Annotated in this window: 20 protein-coding genes; 4 read left to right on the plus strand and 16 right to left on the minus strand. The window is 39.1% G+C overall.

What is annotated here, in order from left to right:
- Positions 1-10: 10 nt before the first annotated feature.
- Positions 11-1264 carry a DNA polymerase IV gene (locus A7D23_RS02245; RefSeq protein WP_068883054.1) on the plus strand — a complete coding sequence of 418 codons (1254 nt, stop codon included), beginning with the start codon at positions 11-13 and terminating at the stop codon, positions 1262-1264.
- A gap of 155 nt (positions 1265-1419) precedes the next feature.
- On the opposite strand, the gene A7D23_RS02250 is transcribed toward A7D23_RS02245, so the two are convergent.
- The 9 genes from A7D23_RS02250 to A7D23_RS02290 all read right to left on the minus strand — a co-directional run bounded on the left by A7D23_RS02250 (position 1420) and on the right by A7D23_RS02290 (position 15134).
- Positions 1420-2073: a vWA domain-containing protein gene (locus A7D23_RS02250; protein WP_068883056.1), complete on the minus strand. Its 654-nt coding sequence runs from the start codon at positions 2071-2073 to the stop codon at positions 1420-1422.
- Between the two features lie 84 nt (positions 2074-2157).
- On the minus strand, positions 2158-3159 hold the full coding sequence (locus A7D23_RS02255) for a hypothetical protein (protein WP_068883058.1): 1002 nt from the start codon (positions 3157-3159) through the stop codon (positions 2158-2160).
- 2 nt (positions 3160-3161) lie between these two features.
- The gene (locus A7D23_RS02260; protein ID WP_068883060.1) at positions 3162-4175 is read right to left on the minus strand and encodes an O-acetyl-ADP-ribose deacetylase; all 1014 of its coding nucleotides are present in this window, start codon (positions 4173-4175) and stop codon (positions 3162-3164) included.
- 48 nt (positions 4176-4223) lie between these two features.
- Positions 4224-5258, minus strand: coding sequence for a hypothetical protein (locus tag A7D23_RS02265; protein WP_068883062.1), 1035 nt, complete (start codon positions 5256-5258; stop codon positions 4224-4226).
- A gap of 100 nt (positions 5259-5358) precedes the next feature.
- Entirely contained in the window at positions 5359-5988 is a 630-nt protein-coding gene (locus A7D23_RS02270) for a hypothetical protein (protein WP_068883064.1), read from the minus strand.
- Between the two features lie 152 nt (positions 5989-6140).
- A complete protein-coding gene (locus A7D23_RS02275; RefSeq protein WP_068883066.1) occupies positions 6141-6488 on the minus strand; it encodes a hypothetical protein in 348 nt (115 codons plus the stop codon).
- Between the two features lie 130 nt (positions 6489-6618).
- Complete coding sequence (locus A7D23_RS02280) at positions 6619-10464, minus strand: hypothetical protein (protein ID WP_141690624.1); 3846 nt, start codon at positions 10462-10464, stop codon at positions 6619-6621.
- Between the two features lie 643 nt (positions 10465-11107).
- Complete coding sequence (locus A7D23_RS02285; RefSeq protein ID WP_068883070.1) at positions 11108-12598, minus strand: metallophosphoesterase; 1491 nt, start codon at positions 12596-12598, stop codon at positions 11108-11110.
- A 172-nt stretch (positions 12599-12770) separates the two neighbouring features.
- Positions 12771-15134 carry a hypothetical protein gene (locus A7D23_RS02290; RefSeq protein ID WP_068883072.1) on the minus strand — a complete coding sequence of 788 codons (2364 nt, stop codon included), beginning with the start codon at positions 15132-15134 and terminating at the stop codon, positions 12771-12773.
- A 238-nt stretch (positions 15135-15372) separates the two neighbouring features.
- On the opposite strand from A7D23_RS02290, the gene A7D23_RS02295 reads away from it, so the two are divergent.
- Positions 15373-16584, plus strand: coding sequence for a site-specific integrase (locus tag A7D23_RS02295; protein WP_068883074.1), 1212 nt, complete (start codon positions 15373-15375; stop codon positions 16582-16584).
- A gap of 317 nt (positions 16585-16901) precedes the next feature.
- Here the strand turns inward: A7D23_RS02295 and A7D23_RS02300 are convergent, their stop codons facing one another.
- Positions 16902-17108 (minus strand): hypothetical protein, encoded by a 207-nt coding sequence (locus tag A7D23_RS02300; RefSeq protein ID WP_068883076.1) that lies wholly within the window; start codon positions 17106-17108, stop codon positions 16902-16904.
- Positions 17109-17507: 399 nt separating this feature from the next.
- Between A7D23_RS02300 and A7D23_RS02305 the strand changes: the two genes are divergently transcribed.
- On the plus strand, positions 17508-17708 hold the full coding sequence (locus A7D23_RS02305; RefSeq protein ID WP_242871487.1) for a helix-turn-helix domain-containing protein: 201 nt from the start codon (positions 17508-17510) through the stop codon (positions 17706-17708).
- Positions 17709-17876: 168 nt separating this feature from the next.
- Here A7D23_RS02305 and A7D23_RS02310 read toward each other — a convergent pair whose 3' ends face one another.
- The 3 genes from A7D23_RS02310 to A7D23_RS02320 are packed head-to-tail and all read right to left on the minus strand — an operon-like array spanning position 17877 to position 19273.
- Complete coding sequence (locus tag A7D23_RS02310; RefSeq protein ID WP_068883080.1) at positions 17877-18059, minus strand: hypothetical protein; 183 nt, start codon at positions 18057-18059, stop codon at positions 17877-17879.
- Positions 18060-18065: 6 nt separating this feature from the next.
- Positions 18066-18878, minus strand: a complete 813-nt coding sequence (locus tag A7D23_RS02315; protein WP_068883082.1) for an N-acetylmuramoyl-L-alanine amidase — start codon at positions 18876-18878, stop codon at positions 18066-18068.
- Complete coding sequence (locus A7D23_RS02320; RefSeq protein ID WP_083221853.1) at positions 18875-19273, minus strand: phage holin family protein; 399 nt, start codon at positions 19271-19273, stop codon at positions 18875-18877. Before A7D23_RS02320 ends, A7D23_RS02315 begins: the two co-directional genes overlap by 4 nt.
- A 140-nt stretch (positions 19274-19413) precedes the next feature.
- On the opposite strand from A7D23_RS02320, the gene A7D23_RS02325 reads away from it, so the two are divergent.
- A complete protein-coding gene (locus tag A7D23_RS02325) occupies positions 19414-19710 on the plus strand; it encodes a hypothetical protein (RefSeq protein WP_068883086.1) in 297 nt (98 codons plus the stop codon).
- Between the two features lie 14 nt (positions 19711-19724).
- Here the strand turns inward: A7D23_RS02325 and A7D23_RS15940 are convergent, their stop codons facing one another.
- The 3 genes from A7D23_RS15940 to A7D23_RS02335 all read right to left on the minus strand — a co-directional run bounded on the left by A7D23_RS15940 (position 19725) and on the right by A7D23_RS02335 (position 25654).
- A complete protein-coding gene (locus A7D23_RS15940) occupies positions 19725-19877 on the minus strand; it encodes a hypothetical protein (RefSeq protein ID WP_176714384.1) in 153 nt (50 codons plus the stop codon).
- A 30-nt stretch (positions 19878-19907) separates the two neighbouring features.
- Complete coding sequence (locus tag A7D23_RS02330; protein WP_207644962.1) at positions 19908-24143, minus strand: hypothetical protein; 4236 nt, start codon at positions 24141-24143, stop codon at positions 19908-19910.
- Positions 24144-24454: 311 nt separating this feature from the next.
- Positions 24455-25654, minus strand: coding sequence for a hypothetical protein (locus A7D23_RS02335; RefSeq protein ID WP_068883090.1), 1200 nt, complete (start codon positions 25652-25654; stop codon positions 24455-24457).
- Between the last annotated feature and the right edge of the window lie 196 nt (positions 25655-25850).

Here is a 25850-nt window from a genome sequence, read left to right on the forward strand (position 1 = left end):
GTGACTTCTTTTGAGCAGACGTATTATTTTTCATGTCGACGTCAATTCAGCCTATCTTTCCTGGGAGGCAGTCTACCGGCTACAGCACGGCGATCCTTTAGATTTACGAACGGTACCCGCTGTTGTTGGAGGCAATCCGGAGACCAGGCACGGGATTGTTTTAACAAAATCTATTCCAGCCAAGAAATATGGCATTCAGACCGGGGAATCCGTTTTTGAAGCAAAAGCAAAGTGCCCTGAACTTATTATTGTCCCTCCTAATTATTATTTATATATGCAATGCAGCACCGCTTTCGGAGATGTGCTTCGGGAATACTCCCCTGTGGTGGAGCAATACTCTATTGATGAATATTTTGTGGACTATACCGGGATGGAGAGAGCACTAGGAGACCCCCTTGCCACTGCCTACCGTCTCAAAGACCAGATCAAGGAGCAGCTTGGATTTACGGTAAACGTCGGCATTTCAACTAATAAGCTTTTAGCTAAAATGGGGTCGGAACTAAAAAAACCGGATATGGTGCATACCCTTTTTCCGAAGGAAATGTCGACAAAAATGTGGCCCCTTCCTGTGGAAGAACTTTTTGGTGTAGGCAGGGCAACCGCTCCCAAATTAAGAGACCGAGGAATTCGGACAATCGGAGATTTAGCCAATACCGAACCTCACCACTTGAAACTCTTTCTTAAGAGTTATGGACTCCTTCTCTGGAACTTTGCCAATGGACGAGATGAATCCCTTGTTAGGGTGAACCGGCGACCAATAATAAAAGGTATCGGGAATTCGACAACAATTCCTTTCGATGTAGATGATACAAGGACCGCCCACCTGGTCTTACTTTCTTTGGTAGAGAGTGTAGCAGCCAGATTGCGTCAGGCAGAATATTTAGCCCAGCTTGTCTCCGTTTCAATCAGAACTAACGAGTTTTATTCCTACTCTCACCAAAGAAAACTCTTTACTCCTACCGATTCCACTAACAGAATTCACGAAGTTGCATGTGAGCTTTTTGATGAAATCTGGAGAAATGAACCTATTAGACATCTGGGAGTCCGAGTATCTGAACTATGTACAAACAGCTTCGTACAGATGAGCCTTTTTGAGCAAGATATAGAAAAACAGCGAGCAATAGACAGCGCTGTAGATAAAGTTCGTAATAGGTTTGGCTTAAAATCAGTTATAAGGGCATCTTTCCTTCAAAGTGGCCTGAATGCCATATCTGGAGGAACCGTGACGGATGAGGAATATCCGGTTATGTCCAGTTTGCTGTAAGTTGCCTCATCACCCCAGGACTCCCCTTATTAAACGTTATAATACATTCAGCGTATCGTTTTTCGCTGAGTCACATGCATTTTTATCATCGACATTGACAATTATTGAACTCAATTCTCAACCCAACAATGTCACTATGATTACTCCTATCATCTTTATCTTCTTCCTCCGCGCTTTTTGAAGTCCACTACTATGCGGTCTTTCCAACTCTCCGGTATAGTGTGACCAGCTCGCAGGTTGCTTACTGTTTCGTTTATTACTTCATAGTTAAGCAGTGTACCTTCACTGTCAGCATTATAATTCACAGCCCTCTCTTTTCCGATGCCAAAACGTTCTGCTGTTGCAATAGCATCGATGTTTGCACCAAGGAAGATGAACTCCCAGGCATATTTGCTTTTCTGATGCTCAATCATCTGCCGAACCTTTTCATAACTGAATTCCCGGCTGGCGTTCTCCATGCCATCAGTAGTTATTACAAACATAACATGCTCTGCACGTTCATCTTCGGCTGTATGCTTCTGTACATTTACTACTTTATTAATGGTTTTTCCAATAGCATCAAGCAGGGCCGTACTCCCGCGCACAAAATATTCTTTATCCGTTATAGGTGCTATCCCCCGAAGGTTAATACGGTCATGCAGCAATTCATACTGGTCGTCAAAGAGAACGGTGGTTATTACAACCTCTCCTGTTTCTTTCTTCTGCTTTTCCAGCATGGCATTATAGCCACCAATCGTGTCACTTTCAAGACCGCTCATCGATCCGCTTCTGTCCAAAATAAATACCAATTCAGTTAAACCTTTTTTCATAATCGCATCCTCCAAATCATCATTTAATGTGATTAAAGGATAGCATTTCTATTCTTCAGCATGGTCGCATGGCAAGCGACAAATTTACCACTTCTTATCGCGCAGCAACTCAGCGATTTCAGTTGTTTTAGGGAGTTTCTCAATACCCAAAACTTCCGTTAAATCAAACATTCTGCTGCCCATCGGTGCATAAGGTGTTTCTTTCTCATAAAAAGTATCATAGAATTTTTCTACAAAAAAATAACGAGCTACCTCTCTGGATAAAGAATAACCGTATTGCTTTGAATCTTCTATAGCTTCCAAGATACGCGCTATCATATCTTCTGTCAGCTTGCCTTTTTCAACCTTAATTTCCAGACTATCATTGTTTGGCAATGCTGTTACAATTGCAGAAATTTTCCCGATTGCCCTAACGGCCTTCTGACTGTAAAGACCCAGATAATCATGACCTGAAAAACCGCGTCCGATGCTGTCGTAGTATAGGTTTAGTTTTTTGTTGATTGCTAATGTTGTCCCGGCAAGCTGTACACGCATACGTTTCCAATCATTTGGTATTAGTCCGCTGGTATAACAATATTCTTTATAATCTTCCAAAACGTCCAACATCTCATAATCGCGTTCATCGATTACTTCCATGACAACGATTACTAGCTCCTCAAATGTAATATGGCGATGAATAACATTACTGTTTTTTTCTAAATTATGTGTTCTTACTTTTTGATCCAGCATTTCCTTAGTATGAGGATTTAATTGACTTGGATCCAAAGTTAGCAGGACCTTATAATCTTCACCTTTGAATGATTGCAGATGGTTTGCTAACTGTTCTAATCCAAAATCCCCATGCAACTTCGTTTCAATTACGACTTTAAAGCTGGACTGTGTTATGGTTGCGTCAGGGATGCTGTCTTTACTCTTTTCCTGTAAGTTAAACATAAGCTCAACTTCGGCATTTTCAGGTAATATTTTTCCGAGAAAAGTAAAAAACTTGGTTGAAGAATATGAATATAGGCGTGAGAGTAATAACATAGCGTTGGCTGTATCAACATTCTCTTTACTATGATAACGCTGGAAATAATGAATATGCATACTTATACTCCTAACAAGATTTGGTCAAAAGCAAACAAGACTTCATTAATTTCAAAAATATTATAATTTTGTTCTTCGATAAAGTACTGGATAATGATATCGAATTTACTGCTGTTCGAAAGGGCGAAACCGGCCTTTAGCAATATATCTTTGGTTTCATCGAGGCTTAAATTCAATGCTATGGCAAAAGCAATTGCTGTAGACTTGCTTGGTTTATAATTAATGTCGTTTCGAATTTTTGAAAAAAGCTTACGATCTATATTTGCTTTCTTATATGTTTCTGCGTCCGTCAGTCCTTTTTCACCAATCAAGCGTAATAACATTTGTGAGAAAGTTTCGTCCAATTGACTTACAATATCGACAAGGCTTCGCTTACTCTTTTCTGCTGTAATCGGGGCATCCATTGACGAAAACAATGGTTCTTCGATATATAATTCTCTTAATATTTGCCTTTCTTCGAGTCTATTGTCCCGATCATCCGGATGCTCTTCTATGTATTTATCGTCAATGTACTGCGTGATGGATGAAAATAGTTTTTCGGACAGCATGAAAGCTGTCTTGTCGAAAACCACCAGGTAAACCGTCATTTCGTTTTTTAACAAGAAATCACCAATAACTGCAATCGCAGTTTTTATGGCCAAATCCTTGGGATAGCCAAATGCTCCCGATGAGATAAGGGGAAAAGCTATGCTCTCAAACTGATAATCTTTTGCCAGTAAAAGCGAATTTCTATAACAGTCGGCAAGCATCTTTTCTTCATTGTTTTTGCCGCCATGCCAAATTGGTCCTACGGTATGAATCACGTACCTCGCAGGCAGATTGTATCCTTTCGTTAGTTTTGCCTGCCCGACTTCGCAGCCGCCAAGAGTACGGCATTCAGCAAGCAGCTCAGGCCCTGCCGTACGATGAATTGCTCCATCAACACCCCCGCCGCCCAGCAGGGATGAATTTGCCGCGTTGACAATGGCATCTACGTGAACTTTTGTTATATCGTTACGAATTATTTCAAGTGGCATAATATCGCCTCCGGCTTCGATATAATCTCTCGTCTTTAGCGTCTCAGATCATTTACGCAAGGCCAACCATTTCATTAAATATGGCCGATCATTGTTAGCTGGAACTTCAAACCACTCAGAGCAGAGGAAATAGTCTTCCCCGTATATTTTGAGTGGTGCTGAATAATATCTTACTGGACTTTTTCCCTGAGTTAATGCTGCCTTCTGTAGAAGTGGGTACTGTAAATCAAAGGTTTCCTTAGAGTATTCCTTGGTTTGCATTTTCTCAATTTCCTCTTTTAAAACCATACCATCTTCGAGGAGCTTCCTAAGAACTGTTCTGACAATAACTCCAATTTTCATTTCTTCTAGGCCATCTATTCCTTGCGATTTAATCACATCAAACTCAGGTGATACTTTCCTCATATTGGTTGTCCTTTGCGTCGTCGTTTGCTTCGGTTTTTTCCCTGCGAACATATTGTACATCTGCAAGCTACGCATAAATAGTTCAGATGTATCAGCCACATCCCCAAGTACATTTAAAACCGGTTCAAGTATTTTCTCCGAAAAGTCATCATTACCAATAATGCGTATCTTATAATTTAACCCCGTATCTTTTAAAACAAGGCTAATATCATCTAAACAGTTCGTCAAATCCTGCTCCACTGCAGGATTTATTTTTGGAGATGTGAAAATTATGGTTCCGGTTTCAATGCCAAAATAACCATGTATACACATCGCTGATCGCAAGCATTTCTTGATGACTCTTGTTACAGTTTCATTTTTCGAACCGTAATTTAAGCCAGCCTCATGAAATGCAACATCAATGGCATATATCTGATTTTGAGTTTCCTCAAAGCAAATACCAATTACATCAATTTCAGCCTGGCCAATTAATTGATCTATCGACCTATTTCCCTTATATATATCGTATCCATACTTTTGAGAAAACAACTCGTTAGATCTTTTCATTAATTGCTCAATTGTGTCTCGATTTTTTAGTTCCCACTTATATGATGCTTTCCAGTTTGTTTGTACAAGCTGGCATTCCTTAATGTGCTTAAGCCACGAAAGGACTAAAGACTCGCCTATTTCAATCTTCATCTCAATACCTCACATTGAAATTTTGGAATAATTGATATGAATAATGGGCATTTTAAAATTCTCTCAAACTCAGTATATCCTAAACCTAATGGATAAAATTTCAATCAGCAAGGTTTTTTAGCATGTAGTTAATTCGCTCTTGAATAAAGCTGGCATCCAAATTTATAAAAGCAGCAGTGGTCATCACATCAAAATCGCGAACAGCGAATCGAATAATAGGGTTAAAGCCCTGCCCAGCTCCCGAAAGATGTACATAGTCTTTCAGCGTGTCAAAATAGGCGCGCTGGCTCATTCGACCTCCTTCATATCTGAATCCAGCAACTGACCTATGGAATCCGCTTCGCGTAGTAACCCTATTGACTTCAGCAATCACTTCAGGGTCTTCACAATATGACAAGTACCGCTCATGAAAAGATAACGAACAATGGGCTTTTGCTATAGTAATAGCTATTTTTCTTTGCGAAGTAAGATGTTGAAATTCATCAAATTCAACCACTCTTGTACCTAATTTCTTATGGTTGCGAATTAAGCCGTCAACAGGTAAATGGCAATTACTAAAGTCATTTGTTGTGCCTAGTGCAGTCCTCAGCTCAGATAGTAGTTCTATTATACTTGGTTCCATGTTAGTATTCCTGTAGCTATCTGCATATACGAGCCTGGGACTAGACCTATCAATCTCTACCCCGATTACAGATGAAAGAGCGCTAAAAAACAGTTCTTCTGCAGACAAAATAATCCTCCATTTCAATTGCGCAATGGGACAAATATGGATAATGGGCAGCTTATAAAATCAAATCAACTGCCCAGTATGCTCATAATATGATTCAAAATCATTGTTTTTGATTTCGAGTCTCAGATTGGAATCTACGTCATTTTATATGCTTATGCCCTGTCGATGTAATCTTTAATTTTTAGTTTTAAATCTTTGGAAACAAACTTTTTTTTAGAAATTTCACTCCAAAGTATATCTTTGGACTTAGTTTTTAACTGTTCTTTCACAACTACAATAGCAATACCATCATAGCCATAATCTACAGCTAATTTGGCAACAATTCCAACAACTCCAAGTGTTATCACTCCCCCTATCATGCCACCGGGACCGAGAGCTGCCATTGCAGCGGTAAATGCAGCCGCTCCTGCAAGCCCTGCCGCCATTGCTGAAGTAAGTGCTACTATGAATACTATTCCCATAACACCGAAAGGGGCCAATAGTTTTATCAATTTATCCATGAATAGTCCTCCCTAATATATAAATTATGGATAATAGGAAGTTGTCTATTTACTAATATACGATTAACAAAAACACTAAAACCATACTGGCAAGATAACCGCAATGCATAATCGACAGCAACTTCTCAAACTATCGCGACTCCAACTCAAAACCACGAAGGCCACTGTAGCTGAAACCTATAGTTGCATTTACCTTTTGGCTAAAACTTTGTCCCACTTTTATAACCTTGTTATGATACGGCACAAAAAACACTTTGAACCTTGTATCCATATCGAGAGACATCTCGGCGCTCTGTTCCTTTGTCACCTCTTCCAAAATTGTACAAGAAAATTTGGCAGCGGTTTCTTTTTCGGTGGTCAATGGCACAATCCCTGAATCTGTTAAAAAACATCTTGCAGATCTTCTGTGCGGATTATTCCGGCCGAGTTCTTTACAGCGCACCTGGTATTTCAAAGCCCTATCCGCATCATCCCGGTTATCTGTTTTGAGAAATTTACAAAAATAGATAATTTGCAGCAGGAAATTTACAGTAATATTGTCTTCAGTATTAGACAGTGTTTCAAGAAATCCGAGTGCATGCGTGTAGTTAAAGTTCCCCATTCGAATATATGCATTAAACCATTTCCAAATGATCCCGCCGTCCGGTTCTGATGTAGTAATAATCACCTCACAATAGTTCTGAATGGTTGACAGCTCTATCTGACTTTTTTTCCTCATGGCCTCCCTGTGTGTGTCTACGCTGCTAAGATAGACTATTTTGAACGAATTCTCATCTGGGTTAAGTTCAATAAGTTTTTGGATTTTCACTGGGTCGAGTTTTATTTTCATCAAATTATTTTTTGCCACACGGTAAAAATCATCACCACTTACTTCTGGGTGCACATTTTCAGTTTCAAAATCATATTTATTCGCCATTGCCAGCAATTTGCAACACCAACGCGTCACATCTGTCTTCATTTCCCAAAATTGCTTTATATCATACTTTAGCCCGTACTTATCCATTATGGTGCGGATAATTAGCGTACAAATATATAATATAGAACTGTAGGGGTATGGGAGAAGATAAGTCATACCAGTTTGACTATCCTGAGTATCCCGTCGAGCAAGGTCTACAGCCTTTTCGAAGTCGGTCAAAGCAAGTTCCACAGTTGTTTTACACCCGTTGTAGACATCCATCGGATCCATGGTGTCATATAATTTGGAGTCTAACAGATACCTACAGTGTTTTTGATACATAGTACCACGGGCATGGTAATGAAACGGGTTTTTGCCGTCCAACTTAATCGCTTTGTCGAACTGCTGTTTTGCTGTTACAATATCTGAAGGCGTATTGGAGATTAACAATCTGCCATAATGCTGGAAGCAGTGCGGGTTGTCAGGAAACTGTTCAACCAGGCAGGCAAAGACTTCTTTTTGCAGATTTTCGTTGCCGATTGAAAGGATAATTGGTGCAAAACTTCTCTTCTTAAACGCGTCCTTGGACTCCTCCGCAGAACTATCCGTGCTGTCTACAAATCCACGGGTTACAAAGATATCTGCAATCAATTTGTTAGCATATTCGGAAGGGAGAACGCCTCCTTCCATTTTGCGGATATCTTTGATAAAGTCTTTGCAGATGTTGGAAAATTGTAATGTGGAGAGAGAAGAATTACCTGTTCCAAACTGGGTGGTCAGTATTTTAAATGCAATTATCGGATGGCAAATACGGTATGTATTGCCGGTTACATATATAAAGTTTGACACATGGCTGTCGAATTCGCTCAATAATTTTCTTATTGAAGCTGTTGACATGCTTAAAATCTTTTTTGCAACCTTGTGGCTTAAACCGTTTTTTGAAGTAAAGTAAGTGATAATTGCGATGTAACTTACAATTTTTTGATATTCAGGTTTCTGCTTCATAAAACTGATAATTTGATTTGTGTATTCCGACATGCTAACAAAGTCTTCCTCAAACGTATACATACCGTAGAAAAATGGCAAACGAAATTCGGTCAAGTTAACATTTCGTGTTAAATTGCGCAGTTGTTCTTTTCTTGCTTCAAGCTGTTCATTAGAATAGGCTCCTTTCAGCCGCATTTCCTCAATATAGCGGAATTCAAAGTTTTCGGCGAGGGGTATGTCAAGACAGGTTAATATATCGCTGGAATCACCATTCTTTCCTCCATAGACACGATAGGTATAGAGGATAATGAATTTAACCAAATTAGCTTTCAATGCGGTCTCAATCGTGTTAATCTCGCCGCGTGTAAAATCTCCGTCTGCTAAGATAATTATCGGACTACCAGTATGATTCGCAATTCTTTTGAAGCTCTCAAACAGATCGTTGCCTATCTGGCGTATTTGTACAGTCGGATAGTCCTTACGCAATTGCCAGCAAATAGATTTGCCCAGAACTGTGGCACCTGCGCCTGGAGTGTGGCCTAAATTAATAAGGCCCCATTTTTCATTCTCAATTTTCTTTTTGATTTTTTTAACATAATCTTGCACTTCAGGCCTATCGACCAGGATTTTGCTGTCTATAGCATCCCAAGTGATGGACTCTCCCCAATAAAAGGCCCGTCTCGACTGAATGTCCGCGCTGCTATTCAACAAATGGTCACCGATGATCTCGAGATATGATGTAATGTATTTTACGTCCGCTTCCTCAAGTTGGACTCCAATTTTTTTCTCAATGTGTGGCAACCAGATTCCGGTTTTACTGCCGCCGCTCAAATAGGTGGAGGCATAATATGCGAGATACTCCATATTCATATTGAAAGGTCTTAGCGTTATATTTGCTAACCTTTCCTCTTCAAATCCCTTTTCCGGATCTAAAGTAAGTAACGAAGCCCCTATGTCTGCGCTTTCATTCTGATCAAACCATTCCAGTATCTGTTGCACCTTATCCCACTCTTTATCTTTTGCAAAGCTGCCACAATCGATAATTAACATCAAATCCTGCGGAGACGCAAAAGAGCAGATTTTTGAGATGGCATTCTGAAGGAAACCGCTATATTTATTTCTCCATTGGGCAAACTTATCAGTGAGAGTGGAGGGGTCACTTTCAAAGCCGTCAGCAAACATCCACCAAACTGCACTGTGCTGGATATTGTTCTCCATATCTGAGCTCTTTTGGTTTAACAGCAAATTTCGAAGCTGCTTTACCTCGCTTATCTTGGTGTAAAGTACTTCATTTACCTTGTTGGACAGAGATATGATACCCCTCCATGGAATTCTGGCCAAGTATTCATTTGTCAAATCAGATGAGACAGGATTACTGCCGCTAATCAATATGTACTGATATTGTTCTGAGAATTGGGTACAATGTTGTGCCAGCTTCGTTACTGTTCTCGTATCAGGGCGGCTACCCAAAGCAATAGTATTCCAACGCTCTATTTCTCGAGTCTGCCAATCCTCATATTGTGCTGTAGCAAATAGTTTTTTTAGAAATATGCAACTGAATAAAAAAGCCTTTTCTTTCTTAGAACTGTCAATTTTCCTTTTTCCGGAGAAATTCAAACCGGCGAGCATTCGGGCAATATACCGGCTGTATTTCATTTTATCAACATGGCTGAAAGAAGCGTCGTTTACAGTGTTAATCCAATTGTTTTCGGTTTTGTGGATGGCTTCTATGATGACGGCGTCCGTAAAGTTTAATTTGTCCCATTTTTCTTCACATATATTTTTTATATTCTCGACCCAGTCTTTGAGAGAGTAACTTTCGAGAGAACGGAGTAACAGGCTCAGTTCAAAATAGGCGCTGTCAAAAAATAAAAAACCGTCTTCCCTGGCCAAAGCCCAGTCTATCACCGCATAGTCCTTACCGCTTTGAGCAAGAAATACATTATCACCATGAAAGTCGCCGTGGACAGCAGCGTACAGGTAATAGAATCCTGACAAGCCAGATACATGTCTTGCAAAATAAAAGGCATTGGGTAGGACATCACTCCATGAGATAATTAATGGAGTCTCGGGATTTGAAAGATAGTGTTCCAAAAAGTCCTTAATGGCGCTATTTTTGGACGCCTTGTTGGTAAGCACCTTGTTGCAAATTTCAGAAAGCGGCATTTTGACTGGATGAAAAATGTCCCTGCTGAGTGAGTAACCAAGCATGCTTTGGATGATATCGGATATCATACTTTTTTTTGTGGATACCTCCGAAGCAAAAAAAGACTTGTATTCTACACTGCTACCGCCGGCTATTTCAATAAGCAGTACATAAAGCCCATCAATTGTGGCTGTATCTATGTATTTTACTGCGCAAGGAAACTGCTCGGATATATCCGTATTTTGGAATTCTTCGTCCTTTTCATCAATTTTCAAATAATACTTGCCCGTGCGGTTAGATGGAGACTTGAGTTCAATAACATATATTTCTGCGCCGGAAAATCCTGTACTAATCTGTTTAAGCAGTTCAATATTGTTTTCGTTAGCTATTTTGAATTCGGAGACAATTTGTGGCAATATCCGATCATACATTCTCTTCATGTATATATCCCCTATTTATATAATTTTTTATTGATAAAAACTAATGTGCTTGATAGTATAGCCATAATACATGGCAGCGCCAACTTCCCATTATTAGCCTAACAGGTATATGTATTTTATAAAGTTGAGTAAGTAGGACAACATTATCTTATTAAACATTCCCAGGTAACAAAGGCGTTTTCTTTAGCTGTATCATTACTTCTTCAATCGATAGTGAACATTCATTTACCGATGGTATATAAATATCAACATTACCAAAAGTAATATAGTTCTTCCTATGTTTTCGTACCGAATTGATAAAATCAATCCCAATGTTATATTCTTTCATTGTCAAGAACATAAGATAGAAACGCAAAACATCATAATCATCAACTGGTCGCATGTGCTCAATAAGTTCGGGCTTGCGGTTGTAAACAAATCCAGTTACCACTGCAGCAGTAATAAATTCCCTCGGGTTAGTAAAATCTCCTTTTTCCATAATTGAAATAGCAGAAAAAACTGCATCAATAGTCCTTTTGCTTATGTAACCTAAATACGTATAATCAATATACGTATTTCTTAAGTAGCCTGAAATAAAGTGCTTTACTCTTTCTAGATACTCCTCAGGAGAAGTCGCCAATGCGGAAAAATTTACTTTGTTAGCTGCACATCTTTTAAATCCTCGTTTTTTTATGCCTGTTATTAATGAAACATCTGCTGTTGCGGCTGAAATTATTAACGGTGAATAAAACGCAAATAACCCTTCTTTGTTTGAAATTATTAATTCTCCGTTATCATTGACTTTTTCCAACGTGCCAAATGATTGAGACGAGTATTGTTTTTTTCCCGTGAGCTCCAAATATTTACTACTATAATTTTCATAGCCCCGTTGTGAAGAAATGTGATTATTCTCCCTCAGAGAAGAATCGTGTTTATGCCCAAAAATAGCCCAATAGTTATCCTGCTTTGTTAATGTTGTTTGCGAACTCCACCAACAATCCCGAGACCCTTCGGTAAAATCCACCATTGGAAAATGGGTGATTATAATTACCTTTTTTTCAAATGACAAGATTTCATTAGCGTATGTAACCCAAGTCTCATGACTCTGGCGTATTTTTTTTGGGTCAAAATCCTTTACATTTTTAGCATCCGGAAAGCACCTAAATTGCTTTAATGAAACTCCTTGATTTTTACGTCTGAAGCTCGTCCAGCCGGTATCCCCAATAACGCATATATCATCGACGTAGTACTTCTTTCCAGTTATAAGCAAGTGAATATAATTGTTATTTTGTGTTTGGTCATCAAATAGTCTTATGATATCATCATAACTCTTCGTTCCATCGTTCCAATAGTCATGGTTTCCTAAGACAAAGAATCCGGCAATTTTGTTTTCCTCAATTTTTTGTATGAATGATAGCGTTTTTTTATAGTTATCATAGAAATCGCCTGCCAAACACAATATACAATTTGTGTAGTGTTCTTTTACATAGTCAATAAATTCTTCTTGCCGTTTATCAGCATCATTCGGCATATATTCTTCTTCGGTGTAATCGAAATGCAAATCAGATATAAATACTATAGTTGCAGCGGGTGGGTGGCTAATTGTGTAGGAGATACTGTTGTTACCCAAACCAACAGTTGTTAGACTATCTTTTTTAGTCATACCCTCCTCCTATAACGCTATGAATTAATACAACAGCTCCATTGATCCTTCAACTGCGCAAAAACGATGATCTTGAAACTTCGAATTATTAGCCTAATCAGTATATGTTGGATCCTGAAGGTACCAAAATATTTCTATTACTTAGTTTCATTCATTTAAATAATAAATCAATTTATAGAGGACTTGCTTCAAATATGAATTGATGAAAAGGATACCACCTTACTTCAATGTAATAATCTGATAATTCTTTACTGAGATCTTTAATATTCTCAATTACAAATTGATTAGGCTTGTTGTCAAGTGAGGAGAATATTACAACATCTGGTTTTAGTTTTTTGGCCATTGTTGCCATTTTTGCAAATTCTGTTTTATTGAAATGTTTAATAGATTGTTTAACTTCTCCGATTATTAGTTTTCCATCTTGTATACAAATAATATCAATATCTCCAAGGGAAGTCTCATCTTCTTCTAAAAGTATTTCTAAGCTATTACAAAAGAAAAAAGATGTTCTACTATCAGATTGTAATTGCCCTAATGTTAGAATAACAGGAATAAGGCCATGCTCTGAACAACCTGATTGTATTAAACTATTTAGCTTATAATACCATTTTGATTGAGGTTTAATCGTAAAAGCATTTCCACAACCTGAACATTGCAAATTTTGTCTAGCTTCATCAATATTAAACCAATTAGCCATACCACATAGTGTACAATGCTGCCTAAGACCTATTTTTACAATATCGAGAGCTATAAGTTCTGATAACTCTTCCTCTAATTCTTCTCTATGATATTCAACTTCATCATTATTTTTCGAGTTATATTCTTTCAACTCTTCTTGTGCTATATTTTCAAATAAATCAAAGGGCTGCTCTTTGGAATTAATTGATAATTCTTTTGCATATTGATAAATTTGACTTACCCACCAATCAGGGTCCTTAAATCCATATTTATCGAGCTTTTTCTGTATTTTAGATAATATAGTACTTTCATTAATTTTAACCTTTTCCGGGTTTCTATAGCAAAGTTGATCAAATATACGTCTCCAATATCTTTCTTTTAGATAAAAATATGCATTAAATAACCCACCAAATAAATCTGAGAATCCTGTTAAATACCTTCCCTTATCAGATTCTTGAAATTTGGGGCGTTTCATAGAGAATAACTTTGTTCTTGGATCAGCCGTAAAGTATGGGGAATTCTGTCTCCATAATAGCATTCTAATAATTGACGCATCATCATATAAACTGATTTTAAGATTAGGATTTGCCTGATTAGATAAAACTGAAAAAAATCCGTCTTTCTTAATCCGTGAAGGTTTATGAAAAATATTGTGAGCCAAAACATTTTTTGAAGGTAGTTGCCACCATAAATTATCTCTATGATTGTTTATATGGTTAATATATATATCTGACATCCAATACCCATGTCGAAAATATTCACTCCCAGGATCTGGATTTTTAAGAACTATTTGTTCTTTATTCCCGATACCTCTATATAAATCCATATCCTCAGATATATTGGGGACAATCTTTTTCCTAAAATTTGTCTTTCTAAGTTCATTTGATGTTTCATAGTTGACCATAATGTATTTGCTATTCAATAAATCTCTAGTAATATCTTTAAGTTCATCTTCGCTTATACTAAAACTTACAAAAGTTATTTCATTCTCATGTTTTCCATTTAGTGAATGCATATTACTTATCCATTTACCGATTGCATCTTTTGTAGAAGAGTAATTTAAAAGTTCAAGTGGAATCCAAATATGATTTAAGTCAATCCGTTTCCATTGAGGAATTGAGAATATTCTGTTCCATGAATAAACCACTTCATCTAACTTATTTCCTATAATAACTGTAAATACTTCTCCAGATTTATCATATTCAGTATCATCAAAGTAATTGGGAAGGGTACATACTTGTATAGGATAGACCTTTTTCTCAAAAGTACTTACCTTAATAAGAGCGTCGTCAAAACTATTTCTATCAGTAATAACGTATTCTTCAATATTATTCTCTTTAAAAAAGTTATTCATCAGTTCATTTTTTGGATAAGTCCCAAAGTTGACCGTAATAAATGCTTTCAGTAAATCATCTTCAATATTTGTTACATCAAAATATACAAATGAGGGTTTAAAACGAAAAGAATTTGATACTTTTACTACGTTTTTTAATGTTGGATAAATTGCTATCCCATCATAATTGCTGTTAACATTAAGGATTTTAGATTCATCAATCCTTAATGGTACTTCTATTAACAAAGGTGATAATTTCTCTTCAATCTTATTTAAAAGACTATCTTCAATAACAACAAATGACTTGATTATGTCAGGATCAACATCATACAAAAAGGTCCACCAATGATTCTCAATATCTTTACCGTCTGTAAAAATAATAGGGTTATATCTACCACCCCACATAGAAATATTACGATTTACAATCTTACAAATACTCTCAAGATCTTCAATTAGCGGATTTATTAAAAATGCTGTGTTTATTGGGCGTTTATCAACATAAATAGAATATGTTTGAGATTCCAACTGACAAACCTCCTAAATCAATAACGCCTTCGCATTATAGACAAAATTGAGCCACGTATTCTAATAAGATTAATTATTATTTTCTAAATTCCACAAACTTCCTGTTTTTCCTCCTGATTTTTACCAATAATGAGATCTTATGTATCTGCTAATACCAATATTTGTAAATATGTGCTAACATATTACACAATTGCTTTATTATTCATTCGGATTCATACTTTTTTCGGAGGTGGGATATTTGGCAAGACGCAGGGGAAACAATGAAGGATCTATTTACAAACGCAAGGACGGTACATATTCCGGACAGGTTACCATTGGCCGAAATTCAGACGGTAAACCAAAACGTAAAACCATCTATGGCAAGACCAGAAAAGAAGTATCAGGGAAAATAGCCGAAATCCTTACTGAAGTCAATAAAGGGTTGTTTATTGATCCTTCGAATATGCTTATGAAAGACTGGATAAAAATCTGGTCCGAGCAATATTCTAAGAAAAAAAACAGACCCAGTACATGGCGAGGATATGAGACTTTTATCAGGAATCGAATCATTCCTAAACTCGGTGAAATTAGACTTTCAAAACTTGAACCTTACCACATTCAGCAATTCTATAATGAATTAAAAACTGAGCCTAGACTTGATGGTAAAGAAGGAACAATATCATCAAGCTCAATAATTAAAATTCATGCCATACTCCATAAGTGTTTGGTGGATGCCAGAAGAAACAAGCTTATCTCTTGGAACCCTTCCGATGAGACAGACAGGCCACATAAGGAAATTCAGGAGACTAAAATCCTTTCAAACGACCAAATGGATATTTTCTTGGAAGAAATCAAGAAATATCGTTATTATGCCGGTTACCTGCTTTCAATAGGATCTGGGCTTCGACCAGGGGAAGTACTTGCCCTTAAATGGTCTAACCTTAACCTCAAAGAAAAAACTATTTCTATAGAAGAAACACTCACCAGGGTCTTAAACGATGAACCTAATGCAGCTACCAAAACAAAAGTTATCACCCAGGAAGCAAAAACTCAAAAAAGTAAAAGAACATTAGCTTTGGCAAAGAGACTTGCTGCTGCTCTCAGGGCTCATAGAATCAGCCAGGTTAAAGAAAAACTTATCGCCGGAGATAAGTATATTGATCAGGATTATGTCTTTGCAACACCAATTGGCGGCCACGTAGAATATAGAAACTTCTACCGTTCTTTTCAAGCATGTCTGGTAAAGTGTAAAATACCACCCGTAAAGCTCTATGCCTTGCGCCATACATTTGCTACCAGACTCCTGGAAGATGGAGAAGATATAAGGATTATACAAGAAATCCTCGGACATACCGATATTCGAACGACAAACATTTATACCCATGTGACTCAAGAAATAAAGAAACAATCAGCCAATAAAATTGACATGCATCTTAGGAAAAAAAGACAAATTAAATCTCAATTGCAGTAAAATTGCAGTAGTAAGCATTAAAAATCCAATATTTTATACGAATCATAAAAAGCAAAAACACCGCAAACCCTTGCGGTGTCTATGTTTCTTATGGAGCCGATGGTCGGAATTGAACCGACGACCTGCTCATTACGAGTGCTTTGTCGGGTATCCTGACGTATACTAACTGATTCTAAAACATAGATTTTAAGCGGCTTTCACGATTTTATAGTCTTATCATAACCTATGATAAACTACGATTTTTTTACTGGGTTGCAGAAGTAATTGCAGAAGTAAATAATATAATAAATGCCTAGTTTTCACTAGGCGTTTTATAATCAGTACAAACCCTTAATCTTTAAAATTTCGTTTAGATCACACGTCATCACTTTTATAGCTTCATTTAATCCTTCCACTTCATCCATTAGGATATGAAGGTCAGAGGTCTCTTCCATTCTTACTGTTCTTGCCTGCATAGCCATTAAATTGTTTTCTAATCTCCGATGAGTAGTGTTTACTAGTTCGACTATATCGATTCTAGCCAATTTTCATCCTCCTCTTTATGTATTAAGAAGGGCTCTAAAATCTATAAGCCAGGTTTTTCGGTAAGTATTTCGTTAAAATTGGTATTCAATGCTACACAAATCCTTAATAATGTCCTAGCGCTAGGTTTCGAATACCCGTTCTCAATATTTTTGTAATGGCCGTAGCTTATATCTGCTATGTTAGCGACTTCTTTTCTCGATAAGCCCTGATCCTCCCTTTTTTTTTCTGATAGTACTACCGATGACTAGCATTCTACACCTTTTTCTTTAGGCTAGCGACAAAATTATGTAGATTTTCGCCTTGATGAGTGACATTTTTTTCGACAGTTAAGATGTTCAATTGGGTGGGATATCCTGTATAATTATTAAAAAAATATGTATTGGGGCGGATGTGATGGAGTGGTAAAAAACCGTCTCAGGGAGATCCGTCATGAGCTAATGATTGATAGTCAAACGGAAATGGCCATGATTTTAGACATCTCCCAGCAGCAGTACAATTCATACGAGAGACAAGAAAAACAACCAAGCCTAGAAACAGCACTTAAAATCGCAAAGAAACTTAATCGTTCTGTAGAATCAATATTCCTTTTAAAAAAATGAACACCTAAAGAAAAAGGTGTTTTTTAGTTTTTATAACATCAATTATATGTATTTAACATACCTTTGTTGTTAATCTAAGTAAAGCTGTAAATCTTGCCTGCTTTGGAAGGGTATCCCAATTATAAAAAAAAAGCCCCGAAGGACTGACTCCCTCGGGGCTTATTCAACTTACTTCTGTTCCGGCATCTCAAGTGCCGTGCTTTTTCCGAAATAGTAGCCAATCACCGGTCCTACTATGGCCGTAAATTCTACTGGTATGTTCTTACCTGTAACCAGGCAATACCCAGTAAATAAAATATACGCTGCCGTCATGGCCAGCGCAATGGTTTTGCGGGTCTGGATGTTTTTCATGATATCCTACCTCCCCTGACAAATATCTAATACTTTCCGGCATGTATCGAATCGATCAGCACCGGCGATACATACAGCATTTGCAGTTGGTTTGGTCGCACTGCCAACGATATATACGTTTTGCGCTGCAGCCAAGGTATCAGCAGCAACAGAACTGAGATTATCTACCGGCGCATTAAAATGATCGGCCAGGTACCCGGCAGCCCGCTCATCGGGACCAGGGTTACATAAAATAAGATTTTTCATGGTCTTTTCTCCCTTACTTTCTTTATAGTAACCAGTGGCCTTTGTAAATCCTTCATAGATTCCCTTTGCAACCAGATTATCGAAGCTACTTTGATTCATCAGATTTTCTTCTGCTGGATTAGAAATAAAGCCTGCTTCAACCAAAATCGCAGGGGCGTTTGTTTCTCTGGTAGCATGTAAGTTTTTTATTTCTGCCCCACGATCTGTTAGGCCGGTTGCGGCCACCAGCTCAGCCTGTACAGATTTGGCGATTTTTTCGGCCATACCTCCAGCGGCCTGATAGCATGTTTCTATACCATGCGCGGATCGGTCAGCAACGGCATTGCAATGCACAGAAATAAAATAATCGGCTCCCCAGGCATCAGAACCCTCACTGACATCCCAAAGGTCTCCATCCTGTAGATATTGCACTTCCCAACCTGCGGCCAGAAAAAGATCCTTGAGTATTACTCCAACCTGGTCAGCCTGAATATATTCCTTCAGGCCTCCAGCTCCGATGGCTCCGGGATCTAATGTACCGTTGTTTTTCTTTCCGTGTCCAGGATTGATTGTTATCCTTGGCAATGTAATCACTCTCCTTTCTCCTGTAGCTGGACTAGAACCTTCTTAATTTTTTCCGGAAACGGCACCCCCAAGATTCCGAAGTTCTCAACAATTGATAATCCCTCCCGGGCAATATAAAAATAAAGAGCCAGCATCCGGAAAATCGGCTCTTTATTACCTATCAGCTGATCCAACATGACTGCGATCGCAATGACCACAATTATGATCCCTTTCCTGATCCCGCCCCAGAACATAATTTCGCTATTTACCTTTTTGGTTTTTACTGCTCCCAGGAACCCTGTGATGTAATCAATGATCATAAATGCGATGAGTACCTGCAGAGCTACATCCCACCCTCCCAGCCAATAACTTATGAATGTTCCGACCGCGGCCACGATCGCACTGAAACTATACTCTTTTCCCAATGATTCTCGCCCTCCTTTTTTATGTATAAAAAATAACGCCATCGCCTGGCGTGAAAAAAGACAGGATTGTAATTTCCTGCCATCGTTGGTAATATGAAATTAGAAGTTTATGAAATAGATATTTTGTGGGAGGAATTAAGTTGAGTATAGGCGCTTATATAGGAACTTTTTTAGGGGTTTTTTTTGGTGATTTCATTGGTTCAGCGATAATTTATTTCTTTAGCTTCATAATTGCAAAGAGATTTAAAAAGAAAACACTCGCCCTATACTGCTTCGGAATAGGAATAGCGTTGATACTTATTCTTTTATTAGATTCTAATTTGATAAACTTAATAGCTTTTGTAATTGGCTTTACCATTATAGAAAGGGTTCATTCTTACAAAATCAAGAAGAAATCCAGAGAAGAATATGAAGAAGATGTAAGCGAGGGTGTTTAACCCCCGCTTTTATTTTAGAATGGCTGTTTCTTTATTATCCTATTGTATATGTTAGATATTTTGTCATGCACAACGTGATCATTTGCAAGAGAATATAATATATACGCTCCAACAACAAGTAAAGCAATTAAGCCACCGCCAGCAGCTTCAGGATCTGAACCAAACATCTCCCCCACCTCAAAACCATTATATGACAGCTACTCTTTCTTGTATAGCAAATTTTTAAAAAGCTGCTTTTGCTGGAAGGTTAAGTCTGCATTTGAGTTAATACTCTTTATTTCTTCAGACTTCTTTTTCAATGGTTTGAGAAGCTGAATTTGATTATAGACAGCCTGCGGATCTACTCCCCTCTGAGCCATAGTTTCTACTACTTGCGTTTGTTTTGGTGTCAACGGTGTGCGGGTGTTATCATAATACTCTCGCGCTTCTGGGAATGAATACTGGCCAAACAACGCTGCTCTTAGCTTATTACCAGGTGAATCTTCGACTGGGTATACTAACTGTTCTCCTTCGGCAGAATCCTTATATTTTCCGGGAACAATGCTATTTTGGAATATTTCCATTCCCTCTATCGTTTTCTTGATCTGCCCAGCCCCTGTCGGCAAAATGAGTTTAGGTATTTTAGATAATTCCTTTTCAGAATTGGTCGTTCCACTAAAAGCATTGATGGGGTTTGGTAAAGATTCTGTGAGGGGAATTCTTCCTCCTTGAGAAGTTACCATAGATGCGAAGGGAAGTTGGTTAGCCACGTTCTCTATCAATTTCTTATTAGCTTCCTGATCCGTTACCTCTGGATTGTTATAGTCCTCATACGCCTGCAGAACTACCCCTATCGGATCAAACGCCGGTCTCCTGCCCACCGCTTGAGCATACAGATTATTAAATAGATACCCAAATAAGAATACCTGGGCAATCGCTGAGGCTGCAGCTGCTTTTGATTCTGCACTCCTGGGGATATCCTTAAAGATAAAGGACAGCTGGTTATTTACCTCAGTTTGGAACTGGGTAATTGCACCCATTAAGCCCTTTTTATTAAAGATGTTTGCTTGTGCTCCTATTGACCTATCGGCCATGAGTCTTACTCCCCAGTTATCAGCCTGTTTTAGTGCAGCTTCAGGAGAAAGCCCTTTTTCAATAAGCTCATTGTATTTCCCCCGGACAATGGTTTGTGCGACGAATTTATCGACTACTCCGAATATCCAGAATCCCGCATCACGAGCTTTCCCATATCCGGCCCCGACATTCCCCAGGACTTTCGCAGGAACCTTTAAGTCATTTCTGGTTGTCCACAGCTTTACAGATAACGGATCGCTTCCAAAACGTCGAGTTAGGAAATCTGATCTGTCGATGAATCCATCATTTTTGAACACGCTGCCCAGGGTTTCCATCATCCCTTTTACAAAGGCCTGCTTATTTGTTGTTGCCAGACTCTGCGTTAAGGGAATAAAGTTTGTCAAAGCAGACGAGACATTAAAGCCGATTGCATTGGCCCCAACTTGCCGTTTTAAGACTTCCGCCGCGCGGTATACACCTCTACCAATATCCGATTCCATACCCCTATCAGACAAGGATTTTTTACCGGCTAGGTTGTTGGTGTACTCCCTGAGGTTTACTACAAAATTGCTAAGCTGCCTACTCCCCTCACCGTACTTCTTCCTTATCGCGCTTTCTAAGCCTCTGAGACGCTGGATATCATCCGTTAGATAGATGACTTTGCTTATACCGTCAAGATACTTATCAATACCGGCCATGGCGTCCAGGGATGTTTCATTGCCGGTTCTGCGAAGAGCAGATGCAAAGAAGCTTTTACCCGGTGTGAAGTCGGCGGTGAGCCCGTTAATATCTGTTGGGAGCTTGTTATTTGGAATCCCAAACATATCAAGCTTATCGGATATCTCCTGGAAATGCATAAAGTAATCATCTCTTTTAGGAATCGGATCATAACCGTTCCTCTCTAAGACTTCATTCGCCATCTCAAGATACTTATTGTATTTTTCTCTAAGCACCGTATTTGCCTTGATGATATTCTCCCAATTAGCTGTTTGGTTTTTCAGCTCTTCCAGTGAAATTCGATTTTCCCCAAACTCCATGAGTAATTGGCTGTCCTTGCTCCTTGGTTTGATGTTAAGCTGTTTTAAATCGCTGCGCTCTGTGTTTAAGAACCGCGTCATGTCAGCCACACTCTTTTGTCGTGGTTCAACATAGGTTTTAATCAATTCCGGAGCATCGGCACCAGCGATATCCTCAAGGTTCCGCTCCAGGGTTTCCCGGTTGTAAGAAAGCATCGACTTATCTTTCCAGTTATCAGAATTCGCAAGTAGTCTTTCCTCAATCGGGGTTTCTTTCTGCGCGACGTCTGTAAGTTTTTTCAATTCTTCAGTCGGATCATTGTCAAAGACAAAAGCTCTATTCGTTTTTGAATAGAACCCGCCAAGTCTCTGCATCTCCGGTTTCAGAAGAGCCATATTCTTTTGTGTAAGCCGCCCTGTTGGCCGTGCTTCCCAAATTGGTATCTGAGTTGCCCGATTGAATTTACTGGTTATTTTTAACTCCGGCAATAAACTCGCTGCAGTCTGTTCCACGGCTTGAGGGGTTAGCGCAAATGGTATCTGTTTTGGAGCTACAGGAGTGATAGTCTTTATACTTGCTACCCCTGGGCCTACTTGCTGATATCCCTGCTGAGTCTCAAAAGGTTTCGGTGGCCGGAGTAGTTTCCCGGCTGCTTCACTCTTCCCCATCCAGGTATTAGGCTGAGCGTTTTGGAATACCGAATCTCTTAATGATCCTGATTCACCAGAGACAACAGCATCCAGCAAATCCCCGGATTTAACTAAATCACTAATTTGCTGTTTAACACTGCTATCGCCTATCAGAATAACGTTTCTTCCACCATGCTCAATAGCCTGGTTTCTTAGGAAGTTTCTGAAATTATTATCTGCAGTGTTTTTGATCATTCCATTGTTGATTTCCATTATGCCGCGAATATTGTTCTGGGAATCAACAAAAAAAGCAGTAGACATATTCTTGTCTAACTGCACCTGTTTTGCGACCTTTGCCAATGTATCCGAACTGTTAATCGCTGTCCCTAGGAGCGGATGCGGCACAGAAGGATTGTATAGGATATCTTTTCCCAGAGTTAACGGCACATCTTCGTTACCCGATAAAGCTATTTGTCCATTATTAACTACGGGGTACATCTCTGTATATTTATTTGAGTTAATTATGATGTGACCTTTAAAACCCGGTACAGTGTTTGCGTAATAGCTGGTCGCATTGATGTCTGCTTGGGAAGGTTTAACCGTTTTTCCGGGATGGTTATGCAACAGATAATAGCCATCTGCTTTAACTCGTCCCATTTTGTTTTTCAAATACTTAACAAAGCCTTCTTTGTCACCAACAAAAACAGCAGCACTGCCGGGCATTCTTGAAGATATCGCTTCAGTGCCTACAACAGTGCCATTATTCGTATATACTATTCTGAATGTCTCAAACCTCGGATCTCGGTAAACCTGGGATAACGTTGCCAAATCTTTTACATCATTAAACTTATTCCCGGCCAAGTTTACTTTTCCTGTGTTAATAAGATCATTGGAGAAAGCCTTACCTACTGTTTTGAAGGGTTTTTGACTTTGTATGGCTTCTGAATTCCCCCGCAGGTTGTTAAGGGTGTTTCCGGCTTGATTTCCTCCGGCGTGTAAATCTTCGGTTTTTTTGAGGTCTGTGATTGCTTGCGTGGCATTGTCAATCATCTCCCGATCGGCGTTAACGCCATCATAATATTTGGATATTTGACCTTTAATATCGTCAATATTATTGTATTGCGATTTATATACGCTGTCAACTTTTGGAACCTTGGGCTGATCAACCTTAGACACGATTGCATTCTTATAGGCGTTTTTAATATCATCCAATGCTATTTGAGAATTTGCGAAAGATTTTTCAGCTTTATTTGCGGCCATGTTGCCTAACTTTCCAAAGAGCAGCCCTCCAGCACCGCCAAGTAGCATTCCTGCCCCTGCCTGTTTTGCAACATCCTGCGCCGATTCCCCACTTAAAACACCCTGCGCCGTACCAAGTATACCACCGGTAATTCCTTGTGATATTCCCTCTCTTATAACAGGATTTAATACTGTCTTAGCTTTTAATAAATTGCTACCAATATTTAACCCCATTAATGGCACATCACCGGCAAAAGATCCTGCTATTCCGGCTATTTTCCCTGCGGTAGTTTGCGGTACATATGCTTCTGGTTCTTTTGGCCTGCCATAAGGCAACTGACCTTTTTCTTCTGCTTTTTTGTAAGAAACGTCTGCAATCTTATTGGCAAATGCATTTAACCCAAGTCCTATGATTGAGTTTGACTCAGATGATTGACCGGCGGCCGCACTTCCAAAAGACTGAATGACATCACTATTTCTGATTTCATCAATCACCGGTAAATATAAGGAGTCCGTGCCTATTCTTCTACGGGGAATAAAAAGGTTTCTTAACTTATCGCCGAAGGTTGGATTATACTGTGTCAGAGTTGTATTCGGGACAAAAGGCAGCGTGCTGGATTGGTCCTTTACCTCGGTCTGTTTTGTTTGGGTAGACGCTTTGACCGAAGTCACTTTTTTAGCAGGCTCAGCTACTTTCACTTTTTTCGGCTGCTCAAAATTAAAATACTTCCCGCTTGAGCTCGAAGATGATACGGTATCATTATTCTTTTCATTACCAAAATTGAAGTAACCCAAAATATCATCTCCTAATTTCCAAATAGTCCACCAAACATCGTTCCATGGGTTAATTTATACAAAGGTGAAGATTCATCCCATGCTTTTTGGTTCGTAGCTGTTGCCGCTGCCTGTTGCTCATCACTCGTTTGTATGCCTTCAAGCCAATTGTTAATGGTTGTCATATTCACGCCGCCAGCGACGAGGCTAGACATGTTCTGCTGGATCTGAGACTGGATTTGTGCTCTCGAATAACCGGCATCGACCGCAGCCTGAAGTTCTGAAAGTGCGCTTGCCGTAGCGTTATTTGATTTCTGTGTTTGGGTCAGGCTTGTTCCCGAACTCCCAGAGCTACTCTTTGCTGCTGCCAGCTGGGCATAATTCAAAGCCAGATTCTGCGACGCTTCTTTTGCCGCTTGTGTCGGCTGGCCATTATACATCCCAAGTAACTGCGCCAATTGCAAGCCATAATTTTTGCTGTCCTGGTCGGCTTGATAATTGAAGCTCTGCTGATACTGCGCATTGGAGATCGCATCTTTTAACCGTTGATAATTGGCCTCCTGAATACGATTTGATTCAGCCGTCAATGCCTGGAGCTTCTCCGCTGCATTCTGGGCAACGATCTGAGCTTCCTGGAGGCTTCCGCTGGCTTCCAGATCGGCTATAGCTTTATTTGCCTGATCAATTACCTGCTGCTGTTGAGCATTTAAAGTATTGATGTCGTTCTGCGTGGCCGTATTAACCTGCGTTTCCTCGGTACGGTTTACGCCTCCCTGCTGGCCGTTATTGGCGAGCATTTCTCGGAGCGTGCCAAGGTTTTTGTATCCGTTGTAACTGGCCTGATCTCTTAAAGGCTGGTACTGGGACGGTGCATTACTAATGATGTTTTGCTGACTGGCTTTATTCGTTGCAATTGCCTGTTTCAGCTGCGCCAATTCAGCCTGTTTCTGCTGTTCATACATCTGGGAAATCTGATCAGAGTTGTCTTTTTGGGATGAGTTGAGAAGAGCTCTGAGAGTATCATTATTAGATTGCTGGTTAAACAAAACGTTGGTTTCGTTCCTGTCTTTCCCGGTTAAGGCAGTTGCACCGTTTAGGTTTACGCCGGTTGCATTGCCTAAATAATAATCTCCGGCTTTCATTTGAGTGCCGGAGTTGTAAAGTTGTACGTCTGCATATGGATTAGACTGTATTGCTTTGTCATAGTCTATTTTTGTAGCGTAGTAGGTCAAATTTGATCACCCCTTTCGAAGTAATAAAAATACCCCTATTCGGGGTTGGCTATATCGTCTTGACTCCATTATGAGGTTAATTTTTTAAGCATATCGTAAATATCGCTTAATCTGTCATTCGTGTCATTCAAATATTCTATAACATCTTTCACGGTCAAGTTTGCTTTTACACTTTGCTTACGTTCATTTATGCGCT

The sequence above is a fragment of the Dehalobacter sp. TeCB1 genome (assembly GCF_001707455.1).
Classification (GTDB): Bacteria; Bacillota; Desulfitobacteriia; order Desulfitobacteriales; family Syntrophobotulaceae; genus Dehalobacter; species Dehalobacter restrictus.